Genomic DNA, 23,524 nt, shown 5'->3' with positions numbered 1-23,524 from the left:
TTTAACTGTGTTTTATGTTAGTTCGACGAAGTTTTTAAAGAATTTAGAACATTTGGTCTTATTTTTGTTTACTAAATATTGCTATAGAGTATCACAAATTTTTTTAAAATGAAAAATATAAAAAACCATTTCCCAATTATATTAATTTTTATTTCGCATTTTGTCTTTTCACAAATTCCGTGTTCTTCGGGTTTTACAGCTAATGGAACTAATGATTTTATAGAAGTTCCTAGTACAACATTTATTAATAGCAATAATACAGCAGTTGCTAACAGGTCTTTTGAGTTCTGGTTTAAAACATCAGATATTACAACGAAACAACTTATCTATGAAGAAGGTGGTGGTGTTAATGCGTTTACAATTCATATAGAAGCTGGTAGAATATATTCAGGTCAATATATCGATAATGCAGCTTCAGCACCTGTAAGATTATATTTTAGAAGTGGTGCAGGAGAAATTTCAGTAGATAAATGGCATCACTTTGCATACACACTTAACTCTGGTTCTACTGCAAAATGGTATTTAGATGGAGTTGAACAAGATTCTCAAACGGCATTTGCTGTAAAAAAACACACTGGTGATATTAATTTTGCTAGATCTGGTGGTAATATGAAATATCCATCTAGTCTTGTTTCAGACTGGAATGCAAGTTCAATTGGCTCTTCTACGAGTGAGAATTATACAGCAGGATTTACTGGTAATATTACTTCACCTTTTTATTTTTCTGGAGATATTAGTTTGTTCAGAATTTGGAATGTTGCAAGAACCCAAACTGAAATTGACACAAATAAATCTACATATTTAACTTCAGGTACAAGTTTAGTGGCTTACCAAGATGGAGAAGAAATTAATTATCAAGCAACTGGTGCAGCAGCTCCTACATCTGTGCAAGCTTCAGATAATAGTGGAACAACATATACTTGGACAGGTGGTACATCATCAGATTTTACTAATGATGCAAATTTTACAGGAACATCTCTAGATGCTACTAAAATACAGACAGTAGTAATAAACAGTGGCTCTTTTGATCCTATTTTATCTTCAGAAACTAAAATAGGTAGATTAACAGTAGATAGTGGCGTAGAAATTATAGTACAAAGTGGTGCAACTCTTAATATTTTTTATGAGTTAACTAATAATGGTACTATAACTGTTGAAGATGGAGGTTCTTTAGTCTATCATTCTTGTAGTACAGCTATTATTGGTTCAGGTACTTTTAATATAAAAAGAACTACACCAACATATTCAGGGAGTGATTATTATTCTTATTGGAGTTCTCCAGTTATTAGTTCAGAATCTAATATTGCAACAGTTTTTTCTGAAGCAGAATTAATTTATAGGTTTGACGCAGCTAGTTCGAACTCTGATTGGGTTTTTCATGGAAAAGCAGATTTTAATACAGGAATTGGTTATGCAGTACAAAATGAAGGTTTTGGCGGTCAATCTAGAGATTTTACAGGAACAATAAACCAAGGGAAAATTGTAGTAACTGTTTATGATACATCTAATCTTACAGGTACAGATAATGATGGGAATGCATGGTCTACAAGTGGAGATAATTTAGTTGGAAATCCATATTCTTCTGCAATTGACTGGGGTTTAGTTGTTACTGATTCTGATAATGAAGATATTAATGGTACAATTTATCTTTGGGCTCAAAATTCGGCTGAAATAGGAGAAAATAATGTGAATGATTATGTTTCATATAATGGAACAGGAGGGTCTACAGCAGGAATTGATGGTAAAATTGCATCTGGGCAAGGTTTTTTTGTTAAAACTGAAGCCGGTGCTACAACCTCGATTACTTTTAAACCTACACATCAAATATCTGGATCTAATACACAATTTTTTAGAAGTAGTAACTCAAGTAATGAAAATAAAAAAGGACGTTCTTGGTTTACATTTAATCATAATAATAAAACGAATACTTTATTAGTTGGTTTTGTAGAAGGTGCAACAAACAGATTTGATAGATTATATGACGCTCCTTTTGATGTAAACCAAACATCAATGGGTTTTTATTCTCTTGTAAAAGGAGTGGATAAAGCTCAAATACAAGGATTGCCAGTTTTAAAAAGAAGTAAAAAAGTAGTAAAATTAGGTTATGTTGTTGATGAAATTGGAGACTATTCAATTGGTATTCAAGATGAATATATAGATAATGATTATTATATTTATTTAAGAGATACTGAAAAGAAAATAACAGTAGATTTAAGACAAAGAGAGTATCAATTTAACATAGATACAATTGGTGAAAACAATACGAGATTCAAAATTATTTACACAAAAAAGAAAAGAAATTCAGCAAAAAAATCTGAAGGTAAAGAGTCTTTAACTGTTGAGGAAATAGATTCAAAAGATTTTACTATTTATGTTGATAGTTCTAAAGAATTGATTGCAGAATATGATTTTGATGTAGATAATGTAAAAGAAGTTTCTATGTATAATATTCAAGGTAGAAAAATAACTTCTTTTTTAGGAGAACAAGTTAAAAATGTATCTAATTTAAAAACAGGTATTTATTTAGTAAACGCCACTTTACATGATGGTAGAACGTTAACAAAAAAAATACTGATTGCTAATTAGCAACCAGTATTTTTAAATTATTTTTCTTAATAATTATTTACGAACTCTTTCAGAAGCTTGTTCAACTTTTAGTTTTAAACCTTCTTTGTAAGCAATAATTTTATCTAAAACACATTTGTCTGAAGCTCCAATAATTTGTGCTGCTAAAATACCTGCATTTTTTGCTCCATCCAATGCAACTGTAGCTACGGGAACTCCACCTGGCATTTGTAAAATAGATAAAACAGAATCCCAACCATCTATAGAATTTCTACTTTTTACAGGAACTCCAATAATAGGTAAAGGACTCATAGAAGCAACCATTCCTGGTAAATGTGCTGCGCCTCCAGCACCAGCAATTATTACTTTTATACCACGTAAATGTGCATTTTTAGAATAGTCTACTAATTTTTCTGGAGTTCTGTGAGCAGAAACTATATCTACTTCTATTTGAATATCAAAACTTTCTAAAATATCTATTGCTTCTTGCATTATTGGAAGATCAGAATCGCTTCCCATTATTATTCCTACCATAATTATTTACTTATTACTCTAATTGTTTCTTTAACTTTTTGTGCAATTTCTCTCGCTTTATCTATATCAGAATTCACTATGGTAACATGTCCCATTTTACGAAATGGACGTGTTTCTTTTTTTCCATAAATATGAGGTGTAACTCCATCAATTTTTAAAATATCTTCTATGTTTTGGTAAACTACATCACCAGAAAAACCTTCTTCGCCAACTAAATTTACCATAATTCCGGCAACTTTACTTTCTGTATTTCCTAAAGGAAGATTTAAAATGCTGCGTAAATGTTGTTCAAATTGATTGGTGTAACTCGCTTCAATAGAATAATGACCAGAATTGTGTGGCCTTGGAGCAACTTCATTTACTAGAATTTTATCATCTACAGTTTGAAACATTTCCACTGCTAACAAACCAACAAAATCTAACTTGCTAACTACTTTTAAAGCAAGTTCTCTAGCTTTATCAGCAACTTTAAAGTCTATTCTTGCTGGGCAAATAACATATTCTACTTGGTTAGCTTCTGGGTGAAATTCCATTTCTACAACGGGATATGTAGTAGTTTCTCCACTTGCATTTCTTGTAACAATTACTGCCAATTCGTTTTTAAACGGAATTAATTTTTCAGTAATACATTCAACTTTTGGTAAGCTTTCTAAATCATCAATATTTCTAACGATTTTAACTCCATTACCATCATAACCAAAACGTGCAGCTTTCCAAACAAAAGGAAACTCAATAATATTGTTTTCGTAAGAATGTTTTAATTCTTCTAAATATGCATAATGAGAAAATTCTGCAGTAGGTATTTCATTATCTATGTAAAAATTCTTCTGTCTTGCTTTACTCTGTATAATGCGTAAATCTTTTGGTTTAGGGTAAATGGTTAAACCTTCCTCTTCTAATTTATCTAGAGCATCTAGGTTTACATTTTCTATTTCAATGGTTAATAAATCTACCGTTTTTCCGAAGTTATAAACTGCATCAAAATCTAATAAATCTCCAAGAACAAAAGTGTTACAAATCTCTGCACAAGGTGCATTTTTGTTACTTTCTAAAATAGAAGTATGAATATCGAATTTTTGAGTTTCTGCGAGCAGCATTCTTCCTAATTGACCACCACCAAGAACGCCTAATTTAAAGTTTGAAGAAAAATAATTTTTCACTTGTAAAGTTGTTGTGTTTCAGCAAAAATACACAACTCAATTTAACTATTCTATAAAATTAATTTCTTATTTGTACTGCATCACTACCAATTAAGTTTACAGAATACATTAGCATACCACAACCTTCTTCTCCAATTAGCCTTCCACCTTCAATATAATTGTACTTTTTATTATGACAAACACAGCTTATTGTAGGTAAATTAGAAATATCTAATGGTGTATTACAAGTTCTATCTGGACACTCTAAATCGAAAGCAACAAAATTTGAAGCATTATTTCTTATAATATGAATTTGACGACCACTAATAGAATATGTTTTACTAGAACCATTTATTGTTAAAGATTGGTAACTTGGTAGTCTAGTATTTAAAACTTCAGATACAATTATACCTTTAAAACAATCATTTATTATTGTGTTATCTTCACAAGATAGCATAATAGTTAAAATTACTAATAAAAATATTTTCTTAAGCATATTAATGTTTCGTTTCTTTTAAAACGATGGCAAGTTACAAATATTTTGTACATTTGTAATCTAATCTCATTCCTGTTTAAGGCAATGAGATTTTTAAATTTAGACAATATGAGCGATATATCTTACTATTCAGCAGAAGGATTAAAGAAATTGAAAGATGAATTGGTTCAACTAGAACAAGTTGAAAGACCAAGAGTAACCCAAGAAATTGCAGATGCAAGAGATAAAGGAGATTTAAGTGAAAATGCAGAATACCATGCAGCAAAGGAAGAACAATCTCATTTAGAGTTTAAAATTGCAAAATTAAAAAACGTAATATCTAACGCGCGAATTTTGGATGAAAGTCAATTAGATTTGTCTAAAATTTTAATTCATTCTAATGTGGTAATTAAAAATACTACAAACGGAATGGAAATGAAATACAGATTGGTTGCAGATTCTGAAACCGATGTTAGAAACGGAAAATTATCTGTAAACTCTCCAATAGGAAAAGGATTGTTAGGTAAAAAAGTTGGCGAAATTGCAGAAATTCAAGTTCCTAGTGGAATTATGAAATTTGAAATTATGGAGATTTCTAGGTAAATATTCTGTAATTGCAGAAACCAATAATTTATAAAATCGGATTTTGAGACTATCAAAATCCGATTTCTTTTTTATATTTACTAAAATCTTACTACAATTACATTCATGAGCATATTTACAAAAATAATTACAGGAGAAATACCAAGTTATAAAGTAGCAGAAAACGATAATTTTTTCGCTTTTTTAGATATCAACCCAAATGCTAAAGGACATACTTTAGTAGTCCCAAAAAAGGAAGAAAATAAGTTGTTCGATTTATCTAAAGAAGAATATAAAAACTTAATGGATTTCTCTTATGATGTTGCAAAAGCAATCGAAAAAACAATTCCTTGTAAACGAGTTGGAATGAGCGTAATTGGTTTAGAAGTGCCTCATGTACACGTACATTTAATCCCTTTAAATGAAATGGCAGATATTCAATTTGCTAAAAAAGTAAAATTAACAAATGATGAGTTTGTTGCTTTGGCAGAAAAGATTTCAAATAATTTTTAGTAGATTTTTTTGAAGCTATTTCCAGCTTTCACTACTCGCTTTTTTTGCCAGAAATTTGGCAAAAAAGAGCTCAAACAAACCGTTCAATCTGGGCTAAACCTGTTTGTTTTTTCTGTTATTATTTCAAAGTCAGTGTTTTTATAAAAGTATAGTTTAGGTTCTTGTCTTAGAAGGAATGATAGAATAATTAAAACCTATCCAACAAAATTTGAAAAGTAGTTCCTTTATCAATTTCCGATTTTTGAACAAATATTTTTCCTTTATGATAATCTTCTACAATACGTTTAGATAGCGATAACCCCAAACCCCAACCACGTTTTTTTGTTGTAAAACCAGGTTTAAAAATTTGTCTAAATAATTTTTTAGACATTCCTTTTCCAGTATCTGAAACTGTTATTTTTACTTTCTTATCTGTGTTTTCTATTTTTAAATTAAGACTACCTTTTCCTTGCATTGCATCAATGGCATTTTTGATGAGGTTTTCTATTACCCAACCAAATAATTCTGTATTTAAATTTGTGTAAATTTCTTCAGTAGAAGTAGAAAAAGAAAAGGAAATTTGTTTAGAACTTCTAGACTGCAAGTAATCATAAGCTGTTTTAGTAATAGCAACAATATTTTCTTTTTTCAATTCTGGAGTAGAACCAATTTTAGAAAAACGGTTTGCAATGGTGTTAAGTCTACTAACATCTTTTTCTATTTCTTCCACATATTTATCATCCACTTTTTCCATTTTTAAAATGGCAATCCAACCTAAAAGAGAAGACAAAGGTGTACCAATTTGATGCGCAGTTTCCTTTGCCATTCCTGTCCACAGTTTATTGGTCTCTGCAACTTTATTAGAACTGTAAAAGAGATAAATAACACTTAAAAAGAGAATTAAAATAAGAATTAATGCAATTGGGTAATATGTAAGTTTATTTAATAAATCCGAATTTTTGTAATAAATAAACTGTTTGTTACTGCCTTGATAACTTATTTCTATTGGCGCATTTTCAGATTTCATTATTGCCAATTGTTCTTTTAAAAATTCAGGATTTAAAGATTTTACAGAATCTAAATTCTGATTCGATATAATATTCCCATCAGAATCAACTAATATTAGTGGAATATTTGTATTAGTAGTTATAATTTTATCTGGTAAAGCAATGTTTGAATTCAAATCTGCATTTGCCAACTCTTTTTGTGCAATACCTAAAATTTCCATTTTAACCCTTTCTTCTTGTTTAAATTTCTGAAAGAAAGTATAAGTATTCCAAAGAATTAAAGAAACTATTATAAACGAAATTAAAATAGCAATTCGTCTAAAAAAAAAGGTGTTGGTTAGAAAATTCATCAAAACAAATATAAAGGTTTCCAGTATATAACTCATTTGTAATTTTGATAGTATCTTTACAAGACAAAATTTTTCAACATGATTTCTATAGACCCAAAAGAAATACCAACAGCAAAATTACACGGTTATTTATTAGGTGCAGTTGCGCCAAGACCCATTGCTTTTGCAAGTACAATTGATGAAAATGGGAACCCTAATTTGTCTCCTTTTAGTTTTTTTAATGTATTTGGTGCAAATCCGCCAATTATGATTTTTTCACCAGCAAGAAGAGTAAGAGATAATACCACAAAACATACGTTAGAAAATGCTTTGGCTACCAAAGAAGTGGTAATTAATGTGGTAAATTATGATATTGTACAACAAATGTCTTTAAGTTCTACAGAATACCCAGAAGGTGTAAATGAGTTTGAAAAAGCAGGATTTACAATGTTACCTTCAGACAAAATAAAACCTTTTAGAGTGGCAGAATCTCCTGTACAATTTGAGTGTAAGGTTAATGATGTAATTTTTACTGGTGATAAAGGTGGAGCAGGAAATTTAATAGTTTGCGAAGTTGTAAAAGTGCATATTTCTGAAGCAGTTTTAGATGAAAATGGCGCAATAGATCAATATAAAATAGATTTAGTTGCAAGAGCAGGAGGAAGTTATTATTCGAGAGCAAGAGATGGTTTTTTCGAAATACCGAAACCAATTTCTACTTTAGGAATTGGGGTTGATGCAATTTCATCAGAAATTAGAAATAGTACCATTTTAACAGGGAATAATTTAGGAATGTTAGGCAACGTAGAACAACTTCCAAATGAAAAAACTGTTGATAACTTTGCAAAAGAACATCCACAATTTATTGGGTTAGAAACCACAAAAAAACATACATTTGCGCAAGAGTTTTTAAAAGAAAATGATGTAGAAAGTGCTTGGAAAGTGCTTTTAATTAAATAGTTAAGAATATATTATGGAAGTTATTGGTAAAGTAAAGTTAATTGGAGAGGTTCAAACTTTTGGATCTAACGGTTTTAGAAAAAGAGAATTAGTAGTTACTACAGATGAGCAATATCCACAAATGATTATGGTGGAATTTGTACAAGATAAATGCGATTTGTTAAACAATTATGCTGTTGGACAAGATGTAAAAGTATCTATCAATTTAAGAGGTAGAGAATGGATCAATCCACAAGGTGAAGCTAAATACTTTAATTCAATTCAAGGTTGGAGAATAGAGAACTTATCTCAATCTGCTCCAAATCAAGGAAATTTGCCTCCAGTAGATCAATTCCAACCAGCATCTAACGTTTCTAGCGAAGAGCCAGACGATTTACCATTTTAGTAAATAGGTTAGATTTTAAATAAAAATAAAAGAGAGAATTCAAAACTGAATTCTCTCTTTTATTTTTATAAGGTTCTTTTTATTACTTTTTTTCGCCTTTTTTAGGCATTGGCCCACGTAAATGAATGACCAATCCGTTTAAGAAATTACGTAAAATTTGATCTTGGCATTCTACATATTTCGGGTGTTCCTCACTTCTAAATAAAGCACCTAATTCAGCTTTAGAAACTTTAAAGTCTACCAAAGCACATATTTCTACAATATCTGTATCGCGTAATTTGTGAGCTACACGTAATTTTTTTAAAATATCATTATTTGTTAATCCCATATTACAAATGTAAGTTTTTTTAGTCTACTACTTGAAAAATTGCCCATGCATACGCTGCAAACCTTGCAAAACGAAACAACCCGAAAAAAACAACGTTTCTAAACGGATATTTAATCATTCCTGCAGCTAAACAAGCAATAGAAAAAGGAAGAGGTAATAAAGCTCCAACTAAAATTAAAAAACCACCCCATTTTTTGGTGTTTTTTAAATTTGCAGCCATTTTTACTTCTAAATATTCTTTAACAGACTTTATTTTTAAAGCATTTTTTCCAATAAAATAAGATACCAATCCACCTGCATAAGATAAAGTTGCTAAAATGGATAAATTTAAAACAGGTTGTTCTGTTTTACCAGACCAAGCTATAAATATTTCTGGAGGAATTAAACCTAACAAAGTTTCTGATATAAAAAAAGTTGTTAAAACACCAAGTCTAGAAAACGTTTGTGTAATTGTTTCTAAACCTTCGTTTATATCATAGACATATTTATTAAATAAAAATAGACCAACAACAACTAAAACAATTGGCAAAAAAGCTTTTTTTACACTTTCCCAAACAAACAAATAAAAGCCAGTTCTACCATAATAATTATGGAGCCTTTTGCCTATAAATGCAGTTTTTTTCTTTCTTCTTTTTCTTTTTTTTTCCAAGAAAATATTTGTTTTTGTGAATCTACAAAAATAGGAACAAATTCTAAATAAAATATAGTAGAATTTTAGATTAACCTTTTTTTATGAAAGTTGAAATTATTAAAAGTTAAATTAATTTCATATATTTGGTTTACCAATCTGGTTAACCAAAAAAACAACTCACATGAAAACCAAATTACTACACAGAAACATTGCTGGAAAAATGCAATACTCAAAGATTAATCTATGTTTAATCATTATTCTTTGTTTTAGTCTTCAAACACATTTGTTTTCTCAAACTTATACAGATGCAGAAGAGTTAGAAGATGCTGTTAATGGCTCTACTAATGGAGGAACTTTTGTTGTTAAAAACGGTAGTTACAATGATTTTGAAGCTGCTTTTGAGAAAATGGCTACAGAAGCAAATCCTATTTTAGTAAAAGCAGAAACTGTAGGTGGTGTAACTTTAACAGGAGGGTCTAGTTTCAGGTTTAAGAAATCTGCATATATAACGTTAGAAGGATTTATATTTGACGGAACAGGAAATAGTTCTCTAATTAAATTTGAGGGGTGTAATAACATAAGAATTACCAGAAATGTTTTTGAATTAGCTGCTACTTCATCTGTAAAGTGGGTTTACATTGGTGGAGTTTATAATGATAATACAATCCCTTTTCAATTTCCAAGTCATAATAATAGAATAGACCATAATATTTTTCAAAATAAAAATACTCCAGGTCATTATATCACAATCGATGGAACTTCAGATACTAATGATGTTGGTTACCAATCTCAAAATGATAGAATAGACCATAACTATTTTAAAGATAATAGCCCAAGAGCTGTTAATGAACAAGAGTCAATTAGAATAGGATGGAGCGAAATGTCTCAATCTAGTGGTTATACAACTGTTGAATTTAATTTATTCGAAAATTGTGATGGAGATCCAGAAATTGTATCTGTAAAATCATCAGACAATATTGTTAGGCATAATACATTTGTTGGAAGTTATGGTACACTTTCTTTAAGACATGGAAATAGAAATAGAATAGAAGGAAATTACTTTTTTGGAAACGGAAAAGCTGTAGGTACTTCTCCAGACGGAGCAACTTTATACACAGGAGGAATTAGAGTTTATGGTACAGACCACATGATTATTAATAATTATATGGAAGGTTTAACAGGTACGCGTTGGGATGCTCCAATTACATTAACAATGGGAGATGCTATAGATGGACAGAGTACTAGTTTATCTAAACATTTTAGAGCAGAAAGAGTTACAATTGCATATAACACATTAGTTAATAATACACATGGAATTGAAATAGGTTATGATAATAATGATAAATATGGAAAAGATTTAAAGGATATAATTATCGCCAATAATTTGGTAACAGGTTCAGAAAATGCAATGGTAGAAATTGTAGATACAGACAATGATCAAGGAGATAATATTTCTTGGTTAAATAATTTAATGTATCCAACAGGTTCAGCAACTGTTTTAGCAGGAGCTACTACCACAAGTTTTGATGCTAGTGAAGTAAAAAATGAAAATCCTAATATTGTATATAATGCTACAGATAAAGTTTGGCGAACAACTTCTACAACACCTTTGTATGCAAATTCAGTAACATCAGAAACTATAGATAAAGATATAGAAGGACAAACTAGGCCTAGTTCTAGTAATCCTGGTGCAGATCATTTTAGTACAGAAAGTATTAGATACAAGCACTTAACAGCAGCAGATGTTGGCCCAAATGCTTATGAAACAGATGATAATACAGAAAGTTTATTTGTATCATCAGTAACAAATTTTATAGCAGCTGGCGAGTCTAAAGATTTTACTGTTACTTCTAATTTAAGTTGGTCTGTAACAGATGATAAAACTTGGATTACAGTTTCTCCATCAAGCGGAAGCAATAATGGTACAGTTACAATAACAGTAAGTGAGAATGCTACATTTTCTGTAAGAACTGGTACAGTTACTGTTACAGCTGGTAGTTTAACAAGAACAGTAACAGTAAACCAAGATGCTGGAGATCCTAAAGCTAATTTACTATTAATTAATGATGCTAGTTCTAATGACAACGTAACTATAGAATCTGTTTTCCATGAAGAAGTTACAGATACCAAAAACAATATTGCAGTACATAGTTTAGATAAAGATTTTAATACACAATGGGCTGGTAAAGGAATTGGCGGAGAAATTGTTTATAATTTAGGTGGTTCTTTCGATTTAGCTTTAGTAGACTTTGCTTCAACTAACGGAAAAACATACAAGTTTCAAATTTGGGTTTCTACTACAGGAACAGATTCTGGAGATTATGTAAACGCATTTCCTGGAAGTGGAAATTTATTAAGTAATTCTACAGAATCTTTTAAAAGTTTTTTATTACCAACAGTTATTTCTGGTGTAAAATATGTGAAGCTTATTGGTTATGGGCAAACATCTGGTAGCGAGTGGAATACTATTAAAGAAATAGAATTTTATAAAACTGATAATTTATCTGTTGATGAAAATAAACAATCTTCAACTTTAATATATCCTATTCCTGCAAATAATCTTTTAGAAATTAAAAACGTGAAAGCTGATGTAAATTCTGTTAATATAATAAGTTTGCAAGGAAAAGTAGTTATCTCTAAAAAATTAATGACATCTCAAACAAACCTAACAATAGATACTTCTAATTTGGCAAATGGACTTTATTTTGTTCATTTATTAAACACAAATAAAGAAAAAGAATCTAAATTGATAATCGTTCAACATTAAAAATTGTCTTCTAATTTTTAATATAAATGGCATCAATTTTTGATGCCATTTTTTTGTTTTCTATTTTTACAAAATGATTTGGCTTACAGATAAAATAGAATTTCCACCTTATGAGTTTACCACAGATGATGGCATTATTGCTTTGGGAGGAGACTTGTCTAATGAGCGATTAATTTATGCATACAAAAACGGAATTTTCCCTTGGTTTTCTGAAGGAGATCCAATTGTTTGGTATTGCCCACATGAAAGAATGGTATTGTTTCCAGAAGAAATAAAAGTATCTAAATCGATGCGAAAAATCATAAATAAAAATGAATTTACAATTACTGAAAATACAGCTTTTAAAGAGGTGATTTATAATTGTAAAAACATCGAAAGAAAAGATGGCTTTGAAACTTGGATTACAGATGACATGGAGCAAGCATATATAAGCTTACATAAAAAAGGCATTGCTAAATCTATTGAAATTTGGCAAAACAAAGAGTTAGTTGGCGGTCTTTATGGCCTAGAAATAAATAATATTTTTTGTGGAGAAAGTATGTTTAGCAATGTTTCAAATTCATCTAAATTAGCATTTATACATTTAGCAAACAATAAGAATTACAAACTAATAGACTGCCAAATTTACAATGAACACTTGGCAAGTTTAGGAGCTAAAGAAATTGACAGAAATTTGTTTTTAAGAATCTTACAAGCTAATAAATATGAATAACTATTTTTTAAATTCTGCAACTGATTTTTAAATCTTCAATTGAAGAAATAGAATGTAATTGGTTATACCTCTTTCTTATACTTCCTTTTGGATGAAATTTTCTTCTCTTTGTAAAATTTTCCTTGTCTATCCAACCACAAATAGTTAACTCTTTTTTTATTTTATGATACCTGCAAGAAATATAAATTTCGGTTTCTAAATAACATTGAAGTTTTTTAATTGTTCTTTGCAATGCTGCAGAATTGTATCTGTAACTTTTAGTATAACCATTTCATAGCGAGTTTTTACTTCACTAAAAACACTTAAAAAAAATTATAGTAATAAGTTTTAAATAAGTATTATAAGGAGAATGTTAAAATTCTGGAGCAATTGTAAAACTCATTTTTTTATAAGAAGTTGGGTGTAGGAATTCGATAAATTCTGCATGTAAATGCAATCTGTCCTCTTTTTTTCCATATAAATCATCGCCAATAATAGGTGAATTTAAACCATCTTTATGAGCTGCATGCACTCTTAATTGATGCGTTCTACCAGTTATTGGATAAAAGTAAACCCTAGTTTTTCCATTTTCTTTACTAATGATTTCCCAATCTGTTTCAGCAGCTTTTCCGTATTTAAAATCTACCAATTGTTTAGGTCTATCATCTAAATCTACGCGTAAAGGTAGTTTTATTTTTCCGCTATTTTTTTTAAGACTTCCATCTAATAAAGCAACATAGCGTTTTTTAATAGTTCTATTTATAAATTGACTTTGTAAAATTTTATTGGCTTCTTTAGTTTTGGTAAGTAATAAAATACCGGATGTAGACATATCTAACCTATGCACAATTAAAGGACCTGTAGCATCTGGATATTTATCTTTAATTCGAGAATAAACAGAATCTTTAATTTCTTTACCCGGAACCGATAAGAACTCTGCAGGTTTATTAAGAGCAATTAAAACATCATCTTCATAGATAATTTCTAATTCTTTTTGTTCTGCTAAATTTTCTAGTAATAAATTTGCTTCCATTTCAAGACCTTTTAACATGTGATTTAAAATAGGCTTACATCTACTTTGGCAAGCAGGATAATAGTTTTTATGTTTTCTAATTGCTGAATTTGGAGAAATTCCCCACCAAAATTCTGCCATTGTAATTGGTGTTAAATCATTTGCAAAAGCGTATTGTAAAAGTTTTGGGGCTGCACATTCTCCTGATCCTGCTGGAGGTTTTACAAGAGGATTATCGAAAATATCTAATAAATTTTTTAATTCTTTCTGTTGATTTAAAAATGCGTACTTGCTAAATAATGTTTGCTGTAAAAAGTTAGATTTTTCTTTTCTATCTGTTTTTAACGATGAAATTTTGTTTTCAAAAAATGCTAATTCAGTACTTATTTTTTCAAGCTTTGTAGTATAGTATTCTTGTAACTCTTTATAAAAAAACTGATCATTATAACTTTCTTGTGTTAGTTTTTTTGTCAGTTTTTCAAATTCATTCGCATTCAATTTTTTTTCTGAATTTTTTTTAAGAATCTTTCTTTCAGATTTAGAAATTCTCATTTTCTTTCTCTGTAGTTCTAAATCATCAGCAATTTCTTTATGTAGTTTTTTTGCAGTTTTTTTTATAGATAGATATTTTCCATCCTTTTTTAAAAGACCTAATTGTTCATTAATTTTATCGATTTTTGCTTCACCTTTTATATAAAAACTTCCTTCTGTTCTCATATTAAATACTGGTGGAACAAACTTGCTAGGTAAACTTTTATCTGCTAATTTGCCTGAAAAAGCTGCTAAATAACCAATTTTATTCAACTTATTTCTAACAACTAAAACTCCAAACATTTTACCAACAGGAGGTGTGTTGCTATCTTTTTTTATGCCGAAATTATGTGTAAAATCTGTTTGTTTTTCTAAATAAACTTGTATTTCTTTTGCAGCAATTATTGCCAAAGAATGTGGTTGGTAATAAAAAGGAAACGTGAATTTCTCTGGAAGCGATTCTTTAGAAATATCAGTTTTAAAATTTAGGAAATGTTTCAATTTGTCTTTATACAATTTAAAAACAAAAGTAGTTTTTTGTGTTCACTTTTACCATAATTTGTAACATCAACTTTAAAAATTAGTCATAAAAAAACCACTCATAAGAGTGGTTTTAATATTGTAATATGAACTTTTAATTATTTAGCATCTTGCTCTAACAAATCAAAAAACTGATTTAATTTAGGCATAATAATAATTTTTGTTCTTCTGTTTTTTGCTCTGTTTGCATCTGTATCATTAGGTGCTAAAGGTACATATTGGCTTCTACCAGCTGCAATTAATCTTTCTGGTTTAACACCATATTTGTATTGTAAGATTCTTGTAATAGAAGTAGCTCTCATTGCAGATAAATCCCAGTTGTCTTGTAAGAACTCTGTTTTTATAGATCTAGAATCTGTATGACCTTCAATCATAACTTCCATTTTTGGTTGGTCGTTAATTACTTTTGCAATTTTTTCTAATACTGAATAAGCATTATCATTTACATTATAACTTGCGCTTTTAAATAATAGTTTATCAGAAATAGAAATAAATACAACTGTTTTTTCAACATTTACTTCAATATCTTTATCTTGTATACCATCTGTTAAATTTCTAGTTAAATGATATTTAATAGCTAGGTTTAAAGAATCTTTTTGTGTCATTGCTTTTCTAACACCATTAATATATTTGTCTTTCTCACTTAATTGAGCAATAACAGTTTTAATATTATCAGAAGAAGATTGTGTAAGTACAGTTAAATTTTCTACTTGTTTTAAAGCAGTTTTTTTATCGTCTTTTAAAGATTTTACTTGTTCTGTTAAGGCAAAAGCTTTTGTAGATTCTTTTTCGTTTTCAATTAAACACTTCTGTAAATTTGCTTTTACATCCACTAATTCTTGTTTAGTTTTCTCATGCTTTTCTTGTAAAGCTACAAACTCTTTTTTAGAAGCACATGAACTTGCTACAATCACAAATAATAGTAATAATGATATTTTTCTCATTGTTATAGATATTAAATTCAGTTGACAAATTTAACAAAATGTATTAACAATATGTAGCTTTAAGTGTTTTTTGTGAAAATTTTATGTACTATTTTTGTTAATTAATTATGAAATTGATGAAACCATATAAAATACTACTTTCTCTTTCCTTAATACTTTATTTCTCTAGCTGTAAACAAGAAATTGTTCCTAAAGATTACACCTTTCAAGGTTTGGTATTTGGTACTTCTTACAAAATAGTGTATTTAAATGGTAAAGATAATTATCAAAAATCTATAGACAGCTTGTTTTATTTGATGAATAAATCTTTGTCTACCTATATTCCAACTTCAGATATCTCTAAAATTAATAAAGGAGATTCTACTGTTTTAATTGATGATTTATTTAAAGAAGTATACCAGAAATCTAAAAGAATATATTTAGAAACAGATGGTTTTTTCGACCCTACAGTTGGTAATCTTGTAAATTCTTGGGGTTTTGGACCCAAAAATGAAAAAAAGGATTTAACAGAAGAACAAGTTAATGAACAAATGAAATTCGTTGGTTTAGAAAAAATTTCTCTAGATAAAGGAATGATTAGAAAGCAACATCCAGAAATTTATTTAGACTTTAACTCTATTGCTAAAGGTTTTGGAATAGATGTGGTTGCTCGTTTTTTAGATTCAAAAAAAATAGATAATTATTTAGTAGAAATTGGTGGAGAAATAAGAACAAAAGGTTATAAAGACAATAATAAACCTTGGATAATTAAGCTAGTAAATCCTCTTAAAAAGAATGAGGAATCTGGTTTCAAAGAAATTAATTTATCTAATAAATCTATGGCAACCTCTGGTAATTATAGAAAGTTTAGGGTAAGTAATCAAGGTAAAAAATATGTACACACTGTTAATCCAAAAACTGGCTACGCAACAGAAAGTAATTTATTAAGTGCATCAGTAATTGCAAATTTAGATTGTGCAGATGTAGATGCATATGCAACCGCTTTTATGGCAATGGGTTTAGAAAAAACAAAAGAATTTTTAAGAAAAAATAAACAAATTGATGTAATTCTAATCTTTACTAATGATAATGGAAATTTAGAAGAATTCTCTACTTATACCTATAACTAGGTATTTTTGTTTAGTGTTATAAAGAGTATTTTTGTTATATTGCATCATTATAATTTGGGGATAATAATCTAACTATGAAAAAACTACTACTTGCACTTTTGTGCTTAATGACTTTTACAATAACCAACGCACAATCTAATAAAGACATTGCTAATGTGTATATAAAAAGGGCACAAGAAAGTCTAGGAAACCTTGAAATTGAGCTCTCTCTAACTCATTTTGATAAAGCAATGAAGTATATGGATACCATTACTTCATCTAAAGTTGCTAAATTAGGTACTTTTATACATTATGAGTTAAGAAATTTTGCTGAAGCAAAAGATTTGGCAAAACAATATTTTTTATTAGAAAGAAATAAAAAAACTGAAGAATATGCACAACTTATAGAGTTATATGTAAATATAAATGAAGAGTTAGAAGCAAAGTTAGCAGAAGAAAAAAGACTTGAGGAAGAGCGTTTAAAGAAAGAGAAAGAATTAAGAAAGATAGACTCACTTAAAACGGTTTGGACAGCCAAATCTAATGAACTTACTATAAAGGTAGATAGTATCTATAATTTCAATAAAAACAATCTAGCACTTTATACAAAAGGAGAAAACTTTGGTGTTATAGATGACAGAGGAAAAATAATAGTTGAAGCTACTGAATATAAAGACGCAATAAGTTCTGAAGGTTTTATTTTATTAAAGAACAGAAAATCTGAACCAAATAAAATTTATTGTTTTAATACAAATGATAAACAAGGTTTTTTAATACCAAATGTATCCGATTTTAATTCACTTTCTACACATTATGGCCATGTAATGTTGCCTAGAGGAAATGGTAGATTGGTTCTATATCCTAACAATTCATACGAGCCAATGGTGTTCGACTTAAATGTGAAGAAAATTGTTAGAGTTGCAAATGAAAAAGAATTATTTAAATCTTTAAAAGGTAATGATATAATTGATAAGTATAATAAAGATGGTGAAATTAAAATAAATAAAGAATGGTATGAGTTTGGAGGCCATGTAGGTGGAGGAATTTACCCATTATATTTTGAGAAAAACTACCAAGTAAATTCTTTTTTATGCTCTGTTGATGGAAATGTATTAAAATCTAGTTCAGGATACCAATATGTTGGAGCATTTTATAATAATAAATTGCAAGTTATTAAAAATGGTAAAACTATTTGGGTAAACCAAAATGGAACTAAAGTAAGTAATGCCAAAGATGAATATGCAGATTACATTGGTGATTCTAAAGTTGTTAAATTAGACAATGGAGCCTACCAAATTATGAGAAATGGTGTAATTGTTGCTGGTGATGAAGAGCTAGAAAAAATGGTAGAATTTTTAAGAAAAAACTCAAACTAACTAATCTTTAGTTTTTATAACAAACAGGAAGAATTTCATTCTTCATCAAACAAAATCGTTCTAGTTTTTCTGAAGCGATTTTTTTTGTATAATCTATTTCATCTACCGTAAAACCTATAGAACGAAGTTTCTTAAAATAATCTCTACCATAAACTCTAACATGGTCATATTGCCCAAATATTTTTGCGCGTTCTTTTCTGTCCGTAATAGAATTATCTTCAAAAGTTTTCTCTCTAGATAAATCTTGCGGAATTTGAAAAATACCAAATCCACCAGGTTTTAATACTCTGTATAATTCTTGCATGGCTTTAGTATCATCTGTAATATGTTCTAAAACATGATTGCAAAAAACAACATCAAACTCATTTTCTTTAAAGGGTAAATCGCAAATATCTGCTTTTACATCTGCAATAGGGCTTTCTAAATCGGAGGTAATATAATCTAGGTTTTTCAGCTTTCTAAAAATGTCTAAAAAACATTGTTCTGGAGCAATGTGTAAAACTTTTTGTGTTTTTGTTGAAGTAAAAAAATCAGTTTCATCTTTTAGAAAAAGCCACATTAATCTATGTCTTTCTAACGATAGAGTAGAAGGAGAAAGAGCATTTTCTCTTTGTTTTCCATAACCATAAGGTAGAAATTTTCGAAAAGATTTTCCATCAATAGGATCTGTAAATTTATCTCCTTTTAAAGAAAAAGCAATTACAGGACGTACTAAATAGCTAACTTTAATTAGCCAAGGTCTTGGTATGGTATTTAGTATGGATTTAAATACAGACACGAATTAACTTGCTCTAAATTCATCTTCTTCATTAGTTTCTATACCTAAAGCTTCATGAACATATTTAAAAGTAGAAAGTAATTCTGGTTTTCCGTTTACAATAGCAACATCATGTTCGAAATGTGCAGAAGGTTTATTGTCTAAAGTTGTAATTGTCCAACCATCTGAATGTTGTCTTATTTTATGAGTTCCTAAATTTGTCATTGGTTCTATGGCAACTACCATACCTTCCACAAATTTCTTACCTCTACCTCTTTTACCATAATTTGGCATTTCTGGATCTTCGTGCATTTCACGGCCTAAACCATGTCCAACCAATTCTCTTACAACACCATAACCATGGTCTTCTGTAAACTTCTGTATAGCATAACCAACATCTCCAACTCTGTTACCCGCTTTAAACTCACGAATACCAACATATAAACTTTCTCTGGTTACGTCTAATAATTTTCTAGTTTCAGAATCTATTTCGCCAACGGCAAAAGTATAAGCATGATCTCCATAAAAACCATTTTTTTTAGCACCACAATCTATAGAAATAATTTCTCCTTCTTTTAAAGGAGTTTTATTAGGAATACCATGTACAACTTGAGAGTTTGGACTCATACAAAGCGTGTTTGGAAAGTCGTACAAACCTAAAAATCCAGGAATTGCGCCTTCAGCTCTAATAAAATCTTCTGCAAGTTTGTCTAAATATAATGTGGTAACACCAGGTTTTACTTCTTTTGCAAGCATACCTAATGTTCTAGAAACGATTAATGCACTCTCGCGCATAATTTCTATTTCTTCTTTGGTTTTAATTTTAATCATGTTAAAAAAATTGAACCGCAAAGTTACTATAATTTAAAGAATTACAAATAAATTTAGACTATTTGAAAAAAGAGAAAAAACCTTTTTTCTTTTTCATTTCTGGTTCATAGTTAAAAATGAGTTTGTAGATATTTGTCCAACCTAAAAAACCACCAACATTTCTATCATCTATAAATAAATCTGCATGAATTTTTCTGCTGTATTTCTCTTCATAAACCTCTTCTGGAAAGTTTTTGTTTACTGCATAAAATTCAATCCCGTTTTCTTTGCAAAACTCTACTGCATCATTAAGTTTAGATCCACTTCTGTAGGTCCATAAAATTAAACGATGACCTTCAGATTGCAGTTTTTTAAGAGTTTCAAAAGCAAAGAGAATCGGTTTTCCTACTTTAGGAAATGCGTCTTCTACAATAGTGCCATCAAAATCTACAGCAATAATAAGATTGTTGTTAGGAATCTTCATTTATTTACTTCTATCGTAAGAATGCTTGTAAGGTTGTCCTGATACAATTTTTAACATGTCTTTCTCTAAAGATTCACGTGCATATTCTACATAACGTCCAATTTCTTCTCCGTCTTTATAGAAAATAAAAGTAGGTACTCTTTTTATGTCTAAACCTTCTTGTAAATTATCTGGGGTTTTTTTACTACGATTAACAGTAACTAAATCTAAATTTTTAAAATTGAAACCTGCTTGTTCTAAAATCTTATAAAAATGTGGAGTTTCTCTTTTACTATCTCCACACCAAGTTCCCATAAAACCTTTTATTTTAACTCCTTTAAGTTCTTTTTTTAAAGCGTTAACGGTTACTTCATCTGGTTTATAAGCATCAAATTTTTGAGTAAACCAAGTATTGTAAGGAGCTTGGTTAAAAGATTCTTTGTTTGCAAAACCTACTAAATCTCCGCTTTTATTTTTTGCTGCAGTTATTTCTTGTTGTGCACTGCCACAAGAAGCTAGAGCAATCGTAAAAAAGAATAAAAAAAAATATTTCATTTCTCTAATTTTTTATAGTTATAATAAAGAATGTTGTGTCATTTCTTCTGGTTGTGTAACTCCCATTAAGTCTAAAATAGTTGGTGCTACATCGCCCAAGATACCACTTTTTACTGATTTTATTTCATCATCAATTAAAATGAAAGGAACAGGGTTTGTAGTGTGTGCTGTGTGTGGAGATCCATCTGGATTCATCATTGTTTCGCAATTTCCATGATCTGCAATTAATAAAGTAGAATAACCGTTTTTTAAACCAGTTTCTATTACTTCTTTTGCACAAATGTCTACAGTTTCACAAGCTTTAATTGCTGCTTCCATTATTCCTGTATGGCCAACCATATCTCCATTTGCAAAGTTTAAACAAACAAAATCTGCTTCGCCTTTTTCTAAATCTTCACAAAGTGCATCTTTTAATTCATATGCACTCATTTCTGGTTTTAAATCGTAAGTTGCTACTTTTGGTGAATTTCTTAAAATTCGAGATTCACCTTCAAAAGGAGTTTCTTGTCCGCCAGAAAAGAAAAAAGTTACGTGAGGATATTTCTCTGTTTCAGCAATTCTAATTTGTTTTTTACCAGCATCAGATAATACTTCACCTAACGTATTTTTAATATTATCGCTGTTATAAATTACGTTAATTCCTTTAAAAGATTCATCATATAAAGTAATAGTTGTAAAATATAAGTCTAATTTTTTCATTCCGAATTCAGGGAAATCATTTTGAGACAATGCATTTGTAAGCTCTCTTCCTCTATCTGTTCTATAGTTGAAAAATAAAACTACATCACCTTCTTTTATTTGTGCTTTTGGAGAACCATCAGCATTTGTTACAATAATAGGTTTGTGAAATTCGTCTGTTAAACCAGCTTCATAATTTTTGTTGATAGTTGCAATAACATCTGTAGTTTTTTCACCAATACCATTTACAACACCATCATATGCCTCTTTAACACGTTCCCAACGATTATCTCTATCCATTGCATAATAACGTCCAGTTACAGTAGCCAATTCTCCTGTACTTTCTTTCATGTATTCTTGAATATTATTTATGAAAAAAGTACCAGATTTAGGATCGCAATCTCTACCGTCTGTAAATGCATGCAAATACACATTGTTTACTTCATTTTCTTTGGCAACATCTAAAATTCCTTTTAAATGATTTATGTGCGCATGAATACCACCATTAGAAACCAAACCTAATAAATGAACATCTTTGTTGTTTTCTTTAGCGTAATTTAAAGTATCTAACAACACTTTTTCTTTGCCTAAAGTTTTTTCTTTAACAGCTTTATTAATTCTTGCTAAATTTTGATATACAATTCTACCAGCACCTAAATTCATGTGTCCAACTTCCGAATTTCCCATCTGTCCTTCAGGTAAACCAACATGTAAACCATCTGTTCTTAACTGAGCGTGCGGATATTTGTTATATAAACTATTAATGTAAGGTGTTTTTGCATTGTAAATTGCGGAAACTTTTGGGTCTTGTGTAATTCCCCATCCGTCTAAAATCATTAAGATTACTTTCTTGTTCATCATCTAAAATTGAACAGTAAAAATAAGAAAGTTTTTTGTTTTAATTTTAAATTTTTACGAAACCGATAGCGTAGAATTCAGCACTAAATAGAAATGATTTATATCTATTTTTTTGAAAACTATTATTCTTTTATTTTTTATCATAATTAAAGTTAAAATTGACTGTTGTTTGTTAAACCCTTGTTAAATAGGGCTTTTTCTGAAACGTTTTTTAATTATTAAAGTCTTTTAAATATAACAAACAAATAATTTTAAACCCAAAACTTAATTATCATGAAAAAATTAATCGTACCAATGTTCGCCTGTTTATTTGCATTTTCTACTATAAATGCAACTTCTTTAAACAATGTTGTAAAAACAAATTCTACAGAATTTACCTCTTTTTCTTCGAGTGTAAATACGTTCTGTAAGTTAATTCAAATGGGAAAATATGAAGCTGTTGCCTCTCTTATTAAAGCCGGAGAAAATGTAAACAAAAAATCGAACGGATTAACACCTTTAATGTTTGCAGCAAGACATAACAAAGCAAAAATTGCCAAATTATTAATAGATAATGGCGCAAAATTAAAGACGAAATCTGATAAAGGAAATATGACAGCTTTGTCTATTGCAAAAAGATCTAAAGCAGTAGATGCTGTAAAAGTTATTAAAGAAGCACTTTAGTATTATTATTTGAATTAATTAATCTAAAGAAAATAGACTGTCTAAAAAGACAGTCTATTTTGCGTATATAAAAATGTTAGAAGCACAATAATTGATATTATTAGAATAACAATTTTCCTTTTAGAGGAAGCGTCATTTTCTTTTTGAACCCTTTTTTTAATCTTTTTTAATTCGGTTGGTGATGCTTTTTTGTCGAAATGAAGTTCACTTTTATCACTTTTTTTATACCCTTTTATTTTATCAAAAGTTGAAACACGAGTTCTTTTATTCGCTTTTAAACTTGCAATCATTGCAGAAATAGATCCAGAACTCATAATATAGAAGATTTAGTGATTACTAATAAGTAGTAAAAAAGACCTAAATG

General features: G+C 29.3%; 24 protein-coding genes. 10 read left to right on the top strand and 14 right to left on the bottom strand.

What is annotated here, in order from left to right; genetic code table 11:
* Nucleotides 1-108 precede the first annotated feature (108 nt).
* Nucleotides 109-2,586: a DUF8693 domain-containing protein gene (locus H9W90_RS10880; RefSeq protein WP_187481624.1), complete on the top strand. Its 2,478-nt coding sequence runs from the start codon at nucleotides 109-111 to the stop codon at nucleotides 2,584-2,586.
* Between the two features lie 33 nt (nucleotides 2,587-2,619).
* Here H9W90_RS10880 and purE read toward each other — a convergent pair whose 3' ends face one another.
* Genes purE through H9W90_RS10865 form a run of 3 tightly spaced genes read right to left on the bottom strand, consistent with a single transcriptional unit; the run spans nucleotide 2,620 to nucleotide 4,734 of the window.
* Complete coding sequence (purE, locus tag H9W90_RS10875) at nucleotides 2,620-3,099, bottom strand: 5-(carboxyamino)imidazole ribonucleotide mutase (RefSeq protein ID WP_187481623.1); 480 nt, start codon at nucleotides 3,097-3,099, stop codon at nucleotides 2,620-2,622.
* 2 nt (nucleotides 3,100-3,101) lie between these two features.
* Nucleotides 3,102-4,259: a 5-(carboxyamino)imidazole ribonucleotide synthase gene (locus H9W90_RS10870; RefSeq protein WP_187481622.1), complete on the bottom strand. Its 1,158-nt coding sequence runs from the start codon at nucleotides 4,257-4,259 to the stop codon at nucleotides 3,102-3,104.
* A gap of 58 nt (nucleotides 4,260-4,317) precedes the next feature.
* The gene (locus H9W90_RS10865; RefSeq protein WP_187481621.1) at nucleotides 4,318-4,734 is read right to left on the bottom strand and encodes a Rieske 2Fe-2S domain-containing protein; all 417 of its coding nucleotides are present in this window, start codon (nucleotides 4,732-4,734) and stop codon (nucleotides 4,318-4,320) included.
* Between the two features lie 108 nt (nucleotides 4,735-4,842).
* Between H9W90_RS10865 and greA the strand changes: the two genes are divergently transcribed.
* Nucleotides 4,843-5,316, top strand: a complete 474-nt coding sequence (gene greA, locus H9W90_RS10860; protein WP_187481620.1) for a transcription elongation factor GreA — start codon at nucleotides 4,843-4,845, stop codon at nucleotides 5,314-5,316.
* A gap of 105 nt (nucleotides 5,317-5,421) precedes the next feature.
* Complete coding sequence (locus tag H9W90_RS10855) at nucleotides 5,422-5,808, top strand: HIT family protein (RefSeq protein WP_187481619.1); 387 nt, start codon at nucleotides 5,422-5,424, stop codon at nucleotides 5,806-5,808.
* A gap of 187 nt (nucleotides 5,809-5,995) precedes the next feature.
* Here the strand turns inward: H9W90_RS10855 and H9W90_RS10850 are convergent, their stop codons facing one another.
* Nucleotides 5,996-7,144, bottom strand: coding sequence for a sensor histidine kinase (locus H9W90_RS10850; RefSeq protein WP_187481618.1), 1,149 nt, complete (start codon nucleotides 7,142-7,144; stop codon nucleotides 5,996-5,998).
* Between the two features lie 78 nt (nucleotides 7,145-7,222).
* Between H9W90_RS10850 and H9W90_RS10845 the strand changes: the two genes are divergently transcribed.
* The gene (locus H9W90_RS10845; protein ID WP_187481617.1) at nucleotides 7,223-8,083 is read left to right on the top strand and encodes a flavin reductase family protein; all 861 of its coding nucleotides are present in this window, start codon (nucleotides 7,223-7,225) and stop codon (nucleotides 8,081-8,083) included.
* 13 nt (nucleotides 8,084-8,096) lie between these two features.
* Nucleotides 8,097-8,468 (top strand): DUF3127 domain-containing protein, encoded by a 372-nt coding sequence (locus tag H9W90_RS10840; protein WP_187481616.1) that lies wholly within the window; start codon nucleotides 8,097-8,099, stop codon nucleotides 8,466-8,468.
* Nucleotides 8,469-8,550: 82 nt separating this feature from the next.
* Here H9W90_RS10840 and H9W90_RS10835 read toward each other — a convergent pair whose 3' ends face one another.
* Nucleotides 8,551-8,796: a DUF1456 family protein gene (locus H9W90_RS10835; RefSeq protein WP_187481615.1), complete on the bottom strand. Its 246-nt coding sequence runs from the start codon at nucleotides 8,794-8,796 to the stop codon at nucleotides 8,551-8,553.
* A 19-nt stretch (nucleotides 8,797-8,815) separates the two neighbouring features.
* Complete coding sequence (locus tag H9W90_RS10830) at nucleotides 8,816-9,445, bottom strand: YqaA family protein (protein WP_187481614.1); 630 nt, start codon at nucleotides 9,443-9,445, stop codon at nucleotides 8,816-8,818.
* Nucleotides 9,446-9,608: 163 nt separating this feature from the next.
* On the opposite strand from H9W90_RS10830, the gene H9W90_RS10825 reads away from it, so the two are divergent.
* Complete coding sequence (locus H9W90_RS10825; RefSeq protein WP_187481613.1) at nucleotides 9,609-12,194, top strand: chondroitinase-B domain-containing protein; 2,586 nt, start codon at nucleotides 9,609-9,611, stop codon at nucleotides 12,192-12,194.
* 73 nt (nucleotides 12,195-12,267) lie between these two features.
* Entirely contained in the window at nucleotides 12,268-12,906 is a 639-nt protein-coding gene (gene aat / locus H9W90_RS10820) for a leucyl/phenylalanyl-tRNA--protein transferase (protein ID WP_187481612.1), read from the top strand.
* 352 nt (nucleotides 12,907-13,258) lie between these two features.
* Here the strand turns inward: aat and H9W90_RS10815 are convergent, their stop codons facing one another.
* Both H9W90_RS10815 and H9W90_RS10810 read right to left on the bottom strand, forming a co-directional pair.
* Nucleotides 13,259-14,929: an RluA family pseudouridine synthase gene (locus tag H9W90_RS10815; RefSeq protein ID WP_187481611.1), complete on the bottom strand. Its 1,671-nt coding sequence runs from the start codon at nucleotides 14,927-14,929 to the stop codon at nucleotides 13,259-13,261.
* A gap of 137 nt (nucleotides 14,930-15,066) precedes the next feature.
* Nucleotides 15,067-15,912 (bottom strand): OmpA/MotB family protein, encoded by an 846-nt coding sequence (locus tag H9W90_RS10810; protein ID WP_187481610.1) that lies wholly within the window; start codon nucleotides 15,910-15,912, stop codon nucleotides 15,067-15,069.
* A gap of 116 nt (nucleotides 15,913-16,028) precedes the next feature.
* On the opposite strand from H9W90_RS10810, the gene H9W90_RS10805 reads away from it, so the two are divergent.
* Nucleotides 16,029-17,021: an FAD:protein FMN transferase gene (locus tag H9W90_RS10805; RefSeq protein ID WP_187481609.1), complete on the top strand. Its 993-nt coding sequence runs from the start codon at nucleotides 16,029-16,031 to the stop codon at nucleotides 17,019-17,021.
* 74 nt (nucleotides 17,022-17,095) lie between these two features.
* A complete protein-coding gene (locus H9W90_RS10800; protein ID WP_187481608.1) occupies nucleotides 17,096-18,376 on the top strand; it encodes a hypothetical protein in 1,281 nt (426 codons plus the stop codon).
* Between the two features lie 7 nt (nucleotides 18,377-18,383).
* Here H9W90_RS10800 and H9W90_RS10795 read toward each other — a convergent pair whose 3' ends face one another.
* Genes H9W90_RS10795 through gpmI form a run of 5 tightly spaced genes read right to left on the bottom strand, consistent with a single transcriptional unit; the run spans nucleotide 18,384 to nucleotide 22,497 of the window.
* Nucleotides 18,384-19,154 (bottom strand): class I SAM-dependent methyltransferase, encoded by a 771-nt coding sequence (locus H9W90_RS10795; RefSeq protein ID WP_187481607.1) that lies wholly within the window; start codon nucleotides 19,152-19,154, stop codon nucleotides 18,384-18,386.
* Between the two features lie 3 nt (nucleotides 19,155-19,157).
* Nucleotides 19,158-19,964, bottom strand: a complete 807-nt coding sequence (map, locus tag H9W90_RS10790; protein ID WP_187481606.1) for a type I methionyl aminopeptidase — start codon at nucleotides 19,962-19,964, stop codon at nucleotides 19,158-19,160.
* Nucleotides 19,965-20,022: 58 nt separating this feature from the next.
* A complete protein-coding gene (locus tag H9W90_RS10785) occupies nucleotides 20,023-20,427 on the bottom strand; it encodes a BT0820 family HAD-type phosphatase (RefSeq protein ID WP_187481605.1) in 405 nt (134 codons plus the stop codon).
* Nucleotides 20,428-20,961, bottom strand: coding sequence for a thioredoxin family protein (locus H9W90_RS10780; protein WP_187481604.1), 534 nt, complete (start codon nucleotides 20,959-20,961; stop codon nucleotides 20,428-20,430). It lies immediately after the preceding gene.
* 18 nt (nucleotides 20,962-20,979) lie between these two features.
* Entirely contained in the window at nucleotides 20,980-22,497 is a 1,518-nt protein-coding gene (gene gpmI / locus H9W90_RS10775) for a 2,3-bisphosphoglycerate-independent phosphoglycerate mutase (RefSeq protein WP_187483972.1), read from the bottom strand.
* Nucleotides 22,498-22,770: 273 nt separating this feature from the next.
* Between gpmI and H9W90_RS10770 the strand changes: the two genes are divergently transcribed.
* The gene (locus tag H9W90_RS10770; RefSeq protein ID WP_187481603.1) at nucleotides 22,771-23,160 is read left to right on the top strand and encodes an ankyrin repeat domain-containing protein; all 390 of its coding nucleotides are present in this window, start codon (nucleotides 22,771-22,773) and stop codon (nucleotides 23,158-23,160) included.
* A gap of 41 nt (nucleotides 23,161-23,201) precedes the next feature.
* Here the strand turns inward: H9W90_RS10770 and H9W90_RS10765 are convergent, their stop codons facing one another.
* A complete protein-coding gene (locus tag H9W90_RS10765; protein ID WP_187481602.1) occupies nucleotides 23,202-23,474 on the bottom strand; it encodes a hypothetical protein in 273 nt (90 codons plus the stop codon).
* Nucleotides 23,475-23,524: the final 50 nt, after the last annotated feature.

This window comes from Polaribacter pectinis (genome assembly GCF_014352875.1).
Taxonomy (GTDB): domain Bacteria; phylum Bacteroidota; class Bacteroidia; order Flavobacteriales; family Flavobacteriaceae; genus Polaribacter; species Polaribacter pectinis.
Note: the sequence above shows the minus strand (reverse complement) of the source record. Positions and strands in the feature narration are given on the sequence as shown.

Excerpts from the sequence above, each read along its gene's own strand:
- purE (WP_187481623.1), bottom strand. The coding sequence starts at position 3,099 with ATGGTAGGAATAATAATGGGAAGCGATTCTGATCTTCCAATAATGCAA.
- H9W90_RS10880 (WP_187481624.1), top strand. The coding sequence starts at position 109 with ATGAAAAATATAAAAAACCATTTCCCAATTATATTAATTTTTATTTCG.
- H9W90_RS10785 (WP_187481605.1), bottom strand. The coding sequence starts at position 20,427 with ATGAAGATTCCTAACAACAATCTTATTATTGCTGTAGATTTTGATGGC.
- H9W90_RS10835 (WP_187481615.1), bottom strand. The coding sequence starts at position 8,796 with ATGGGATTAACAAATAATGATATTTTAAAAAAATTACGTGTAGCTCAC.
- H9W90_RS10800 (WP_187481608.1), top strand. The coding sequence starts at position 17,096 with ATGAAAAAACTACTACTTGCACTTTTGTGCTTAATGACTTTTACAATA.
- map (WP_187481606.1), bottom strand. The coding sequence starts at position 19,964 with ATGATTAAAATTAAAACCAAAGAAGAAATAGAAATTATGCGCGAGAGT.
- H9W90_RS10780 (WP_187481604.1), bottom strand. The coding sequence starts at position 20,961 with ATGAAATATTTTTTTTTATTCTTTTTTACGATTGCTCTAGCTTCTTGT.
- H9W90_RS10840 (WP_187481616.1), top strand. The coding sequence starts at position 8,097 with ATGGAAGTTATTGGTAAAGTAAAGTTAATTGGAGAGGTTCAAACTTTT.
- H9W90_RS10865 (WP_187481621.1), bottom strand. The coding sequence starts at position 4,734 with ATGCTTAAGAAAATATTTTTATTAGTAATTTTAACTATTATGCTATCT.
- H9W90_RS10810 (WP_187481610.1), bottom strand. The coding sequence starts at position 15,912 with ATGAGAAAAATATCATTATTACTATTATTTGTGATTGTAGCAAGTTCA.
- H9W90_RS10805 (WP_187481609.1), top strand. The coding sequence starts at position 16,029 with ATGAAACCATATAAAATACTACTTTCTCTTTCCTTAATACTTTATTTC.
- H9W90_RS10845 (WP_187481617.1), top strand. The coding sequence starts at position 7,223 with ATGATTTCTATAGACCCAAAAGAAATACCAACAGCAAAATTACACGGT.
- aat (WP_187481612.1), top strand. The coding sequence starts at position 12,268 with ATGATTTGGCTTACAGATAAAATAGAATTTCCACCTTATGAGTTTACC.
- H9W90_RS10850 (WP_187481618.1), bottom strand. The coding sequence starts at position 7,144 with ATGAATTTTCTAACCAACACCTTTTTTTTTAGACGAATTGCTATTTTA.
- H9W90_RS10825 (WP_187481613.1), top strand. The coding sequence starts at position 9,609 with ATGAAAACCAAATTACTACACAGAAACATTGCTGGAAAAATGCAATAC.
- H9W90_RS10855 (WP_187481619.1), top strand. The coding sequence starts at position 5,422 with ATGAGCATATTTACAAAAATAATTACAGGAGAAATACCAAGTTATAAA.
- greA (WP_187481620.1), top strand. The coding sequence starts at position 4,843 with ATGAGCGATATATCTTACTATTCAGCAGAAGGATTAAAGAAATTGAAA.
- H9W90_RS10765 (WP_187481602.1), bottom strand. The coding sequence starts at position 23,474 with ATGAGTTCTGGATCTATTTCTGCAATGATTGCAAGTTTAAAAGCGAAT.
- H9W90_RS10770 (WP_187481603.1), top strand. The coding sequence starts at position 22,771 with ATGAAAAAATTAATCGTACCAATGTTCGCCTGTTTATTTGCATTTTCT.
- gpmI (WP_187483972.1), bottom strand. The coding sequence starts at position 22,497 with ATGAACAAGAAAGTAATCTTAATGATTTTAGACGGATGGGGAATTACA.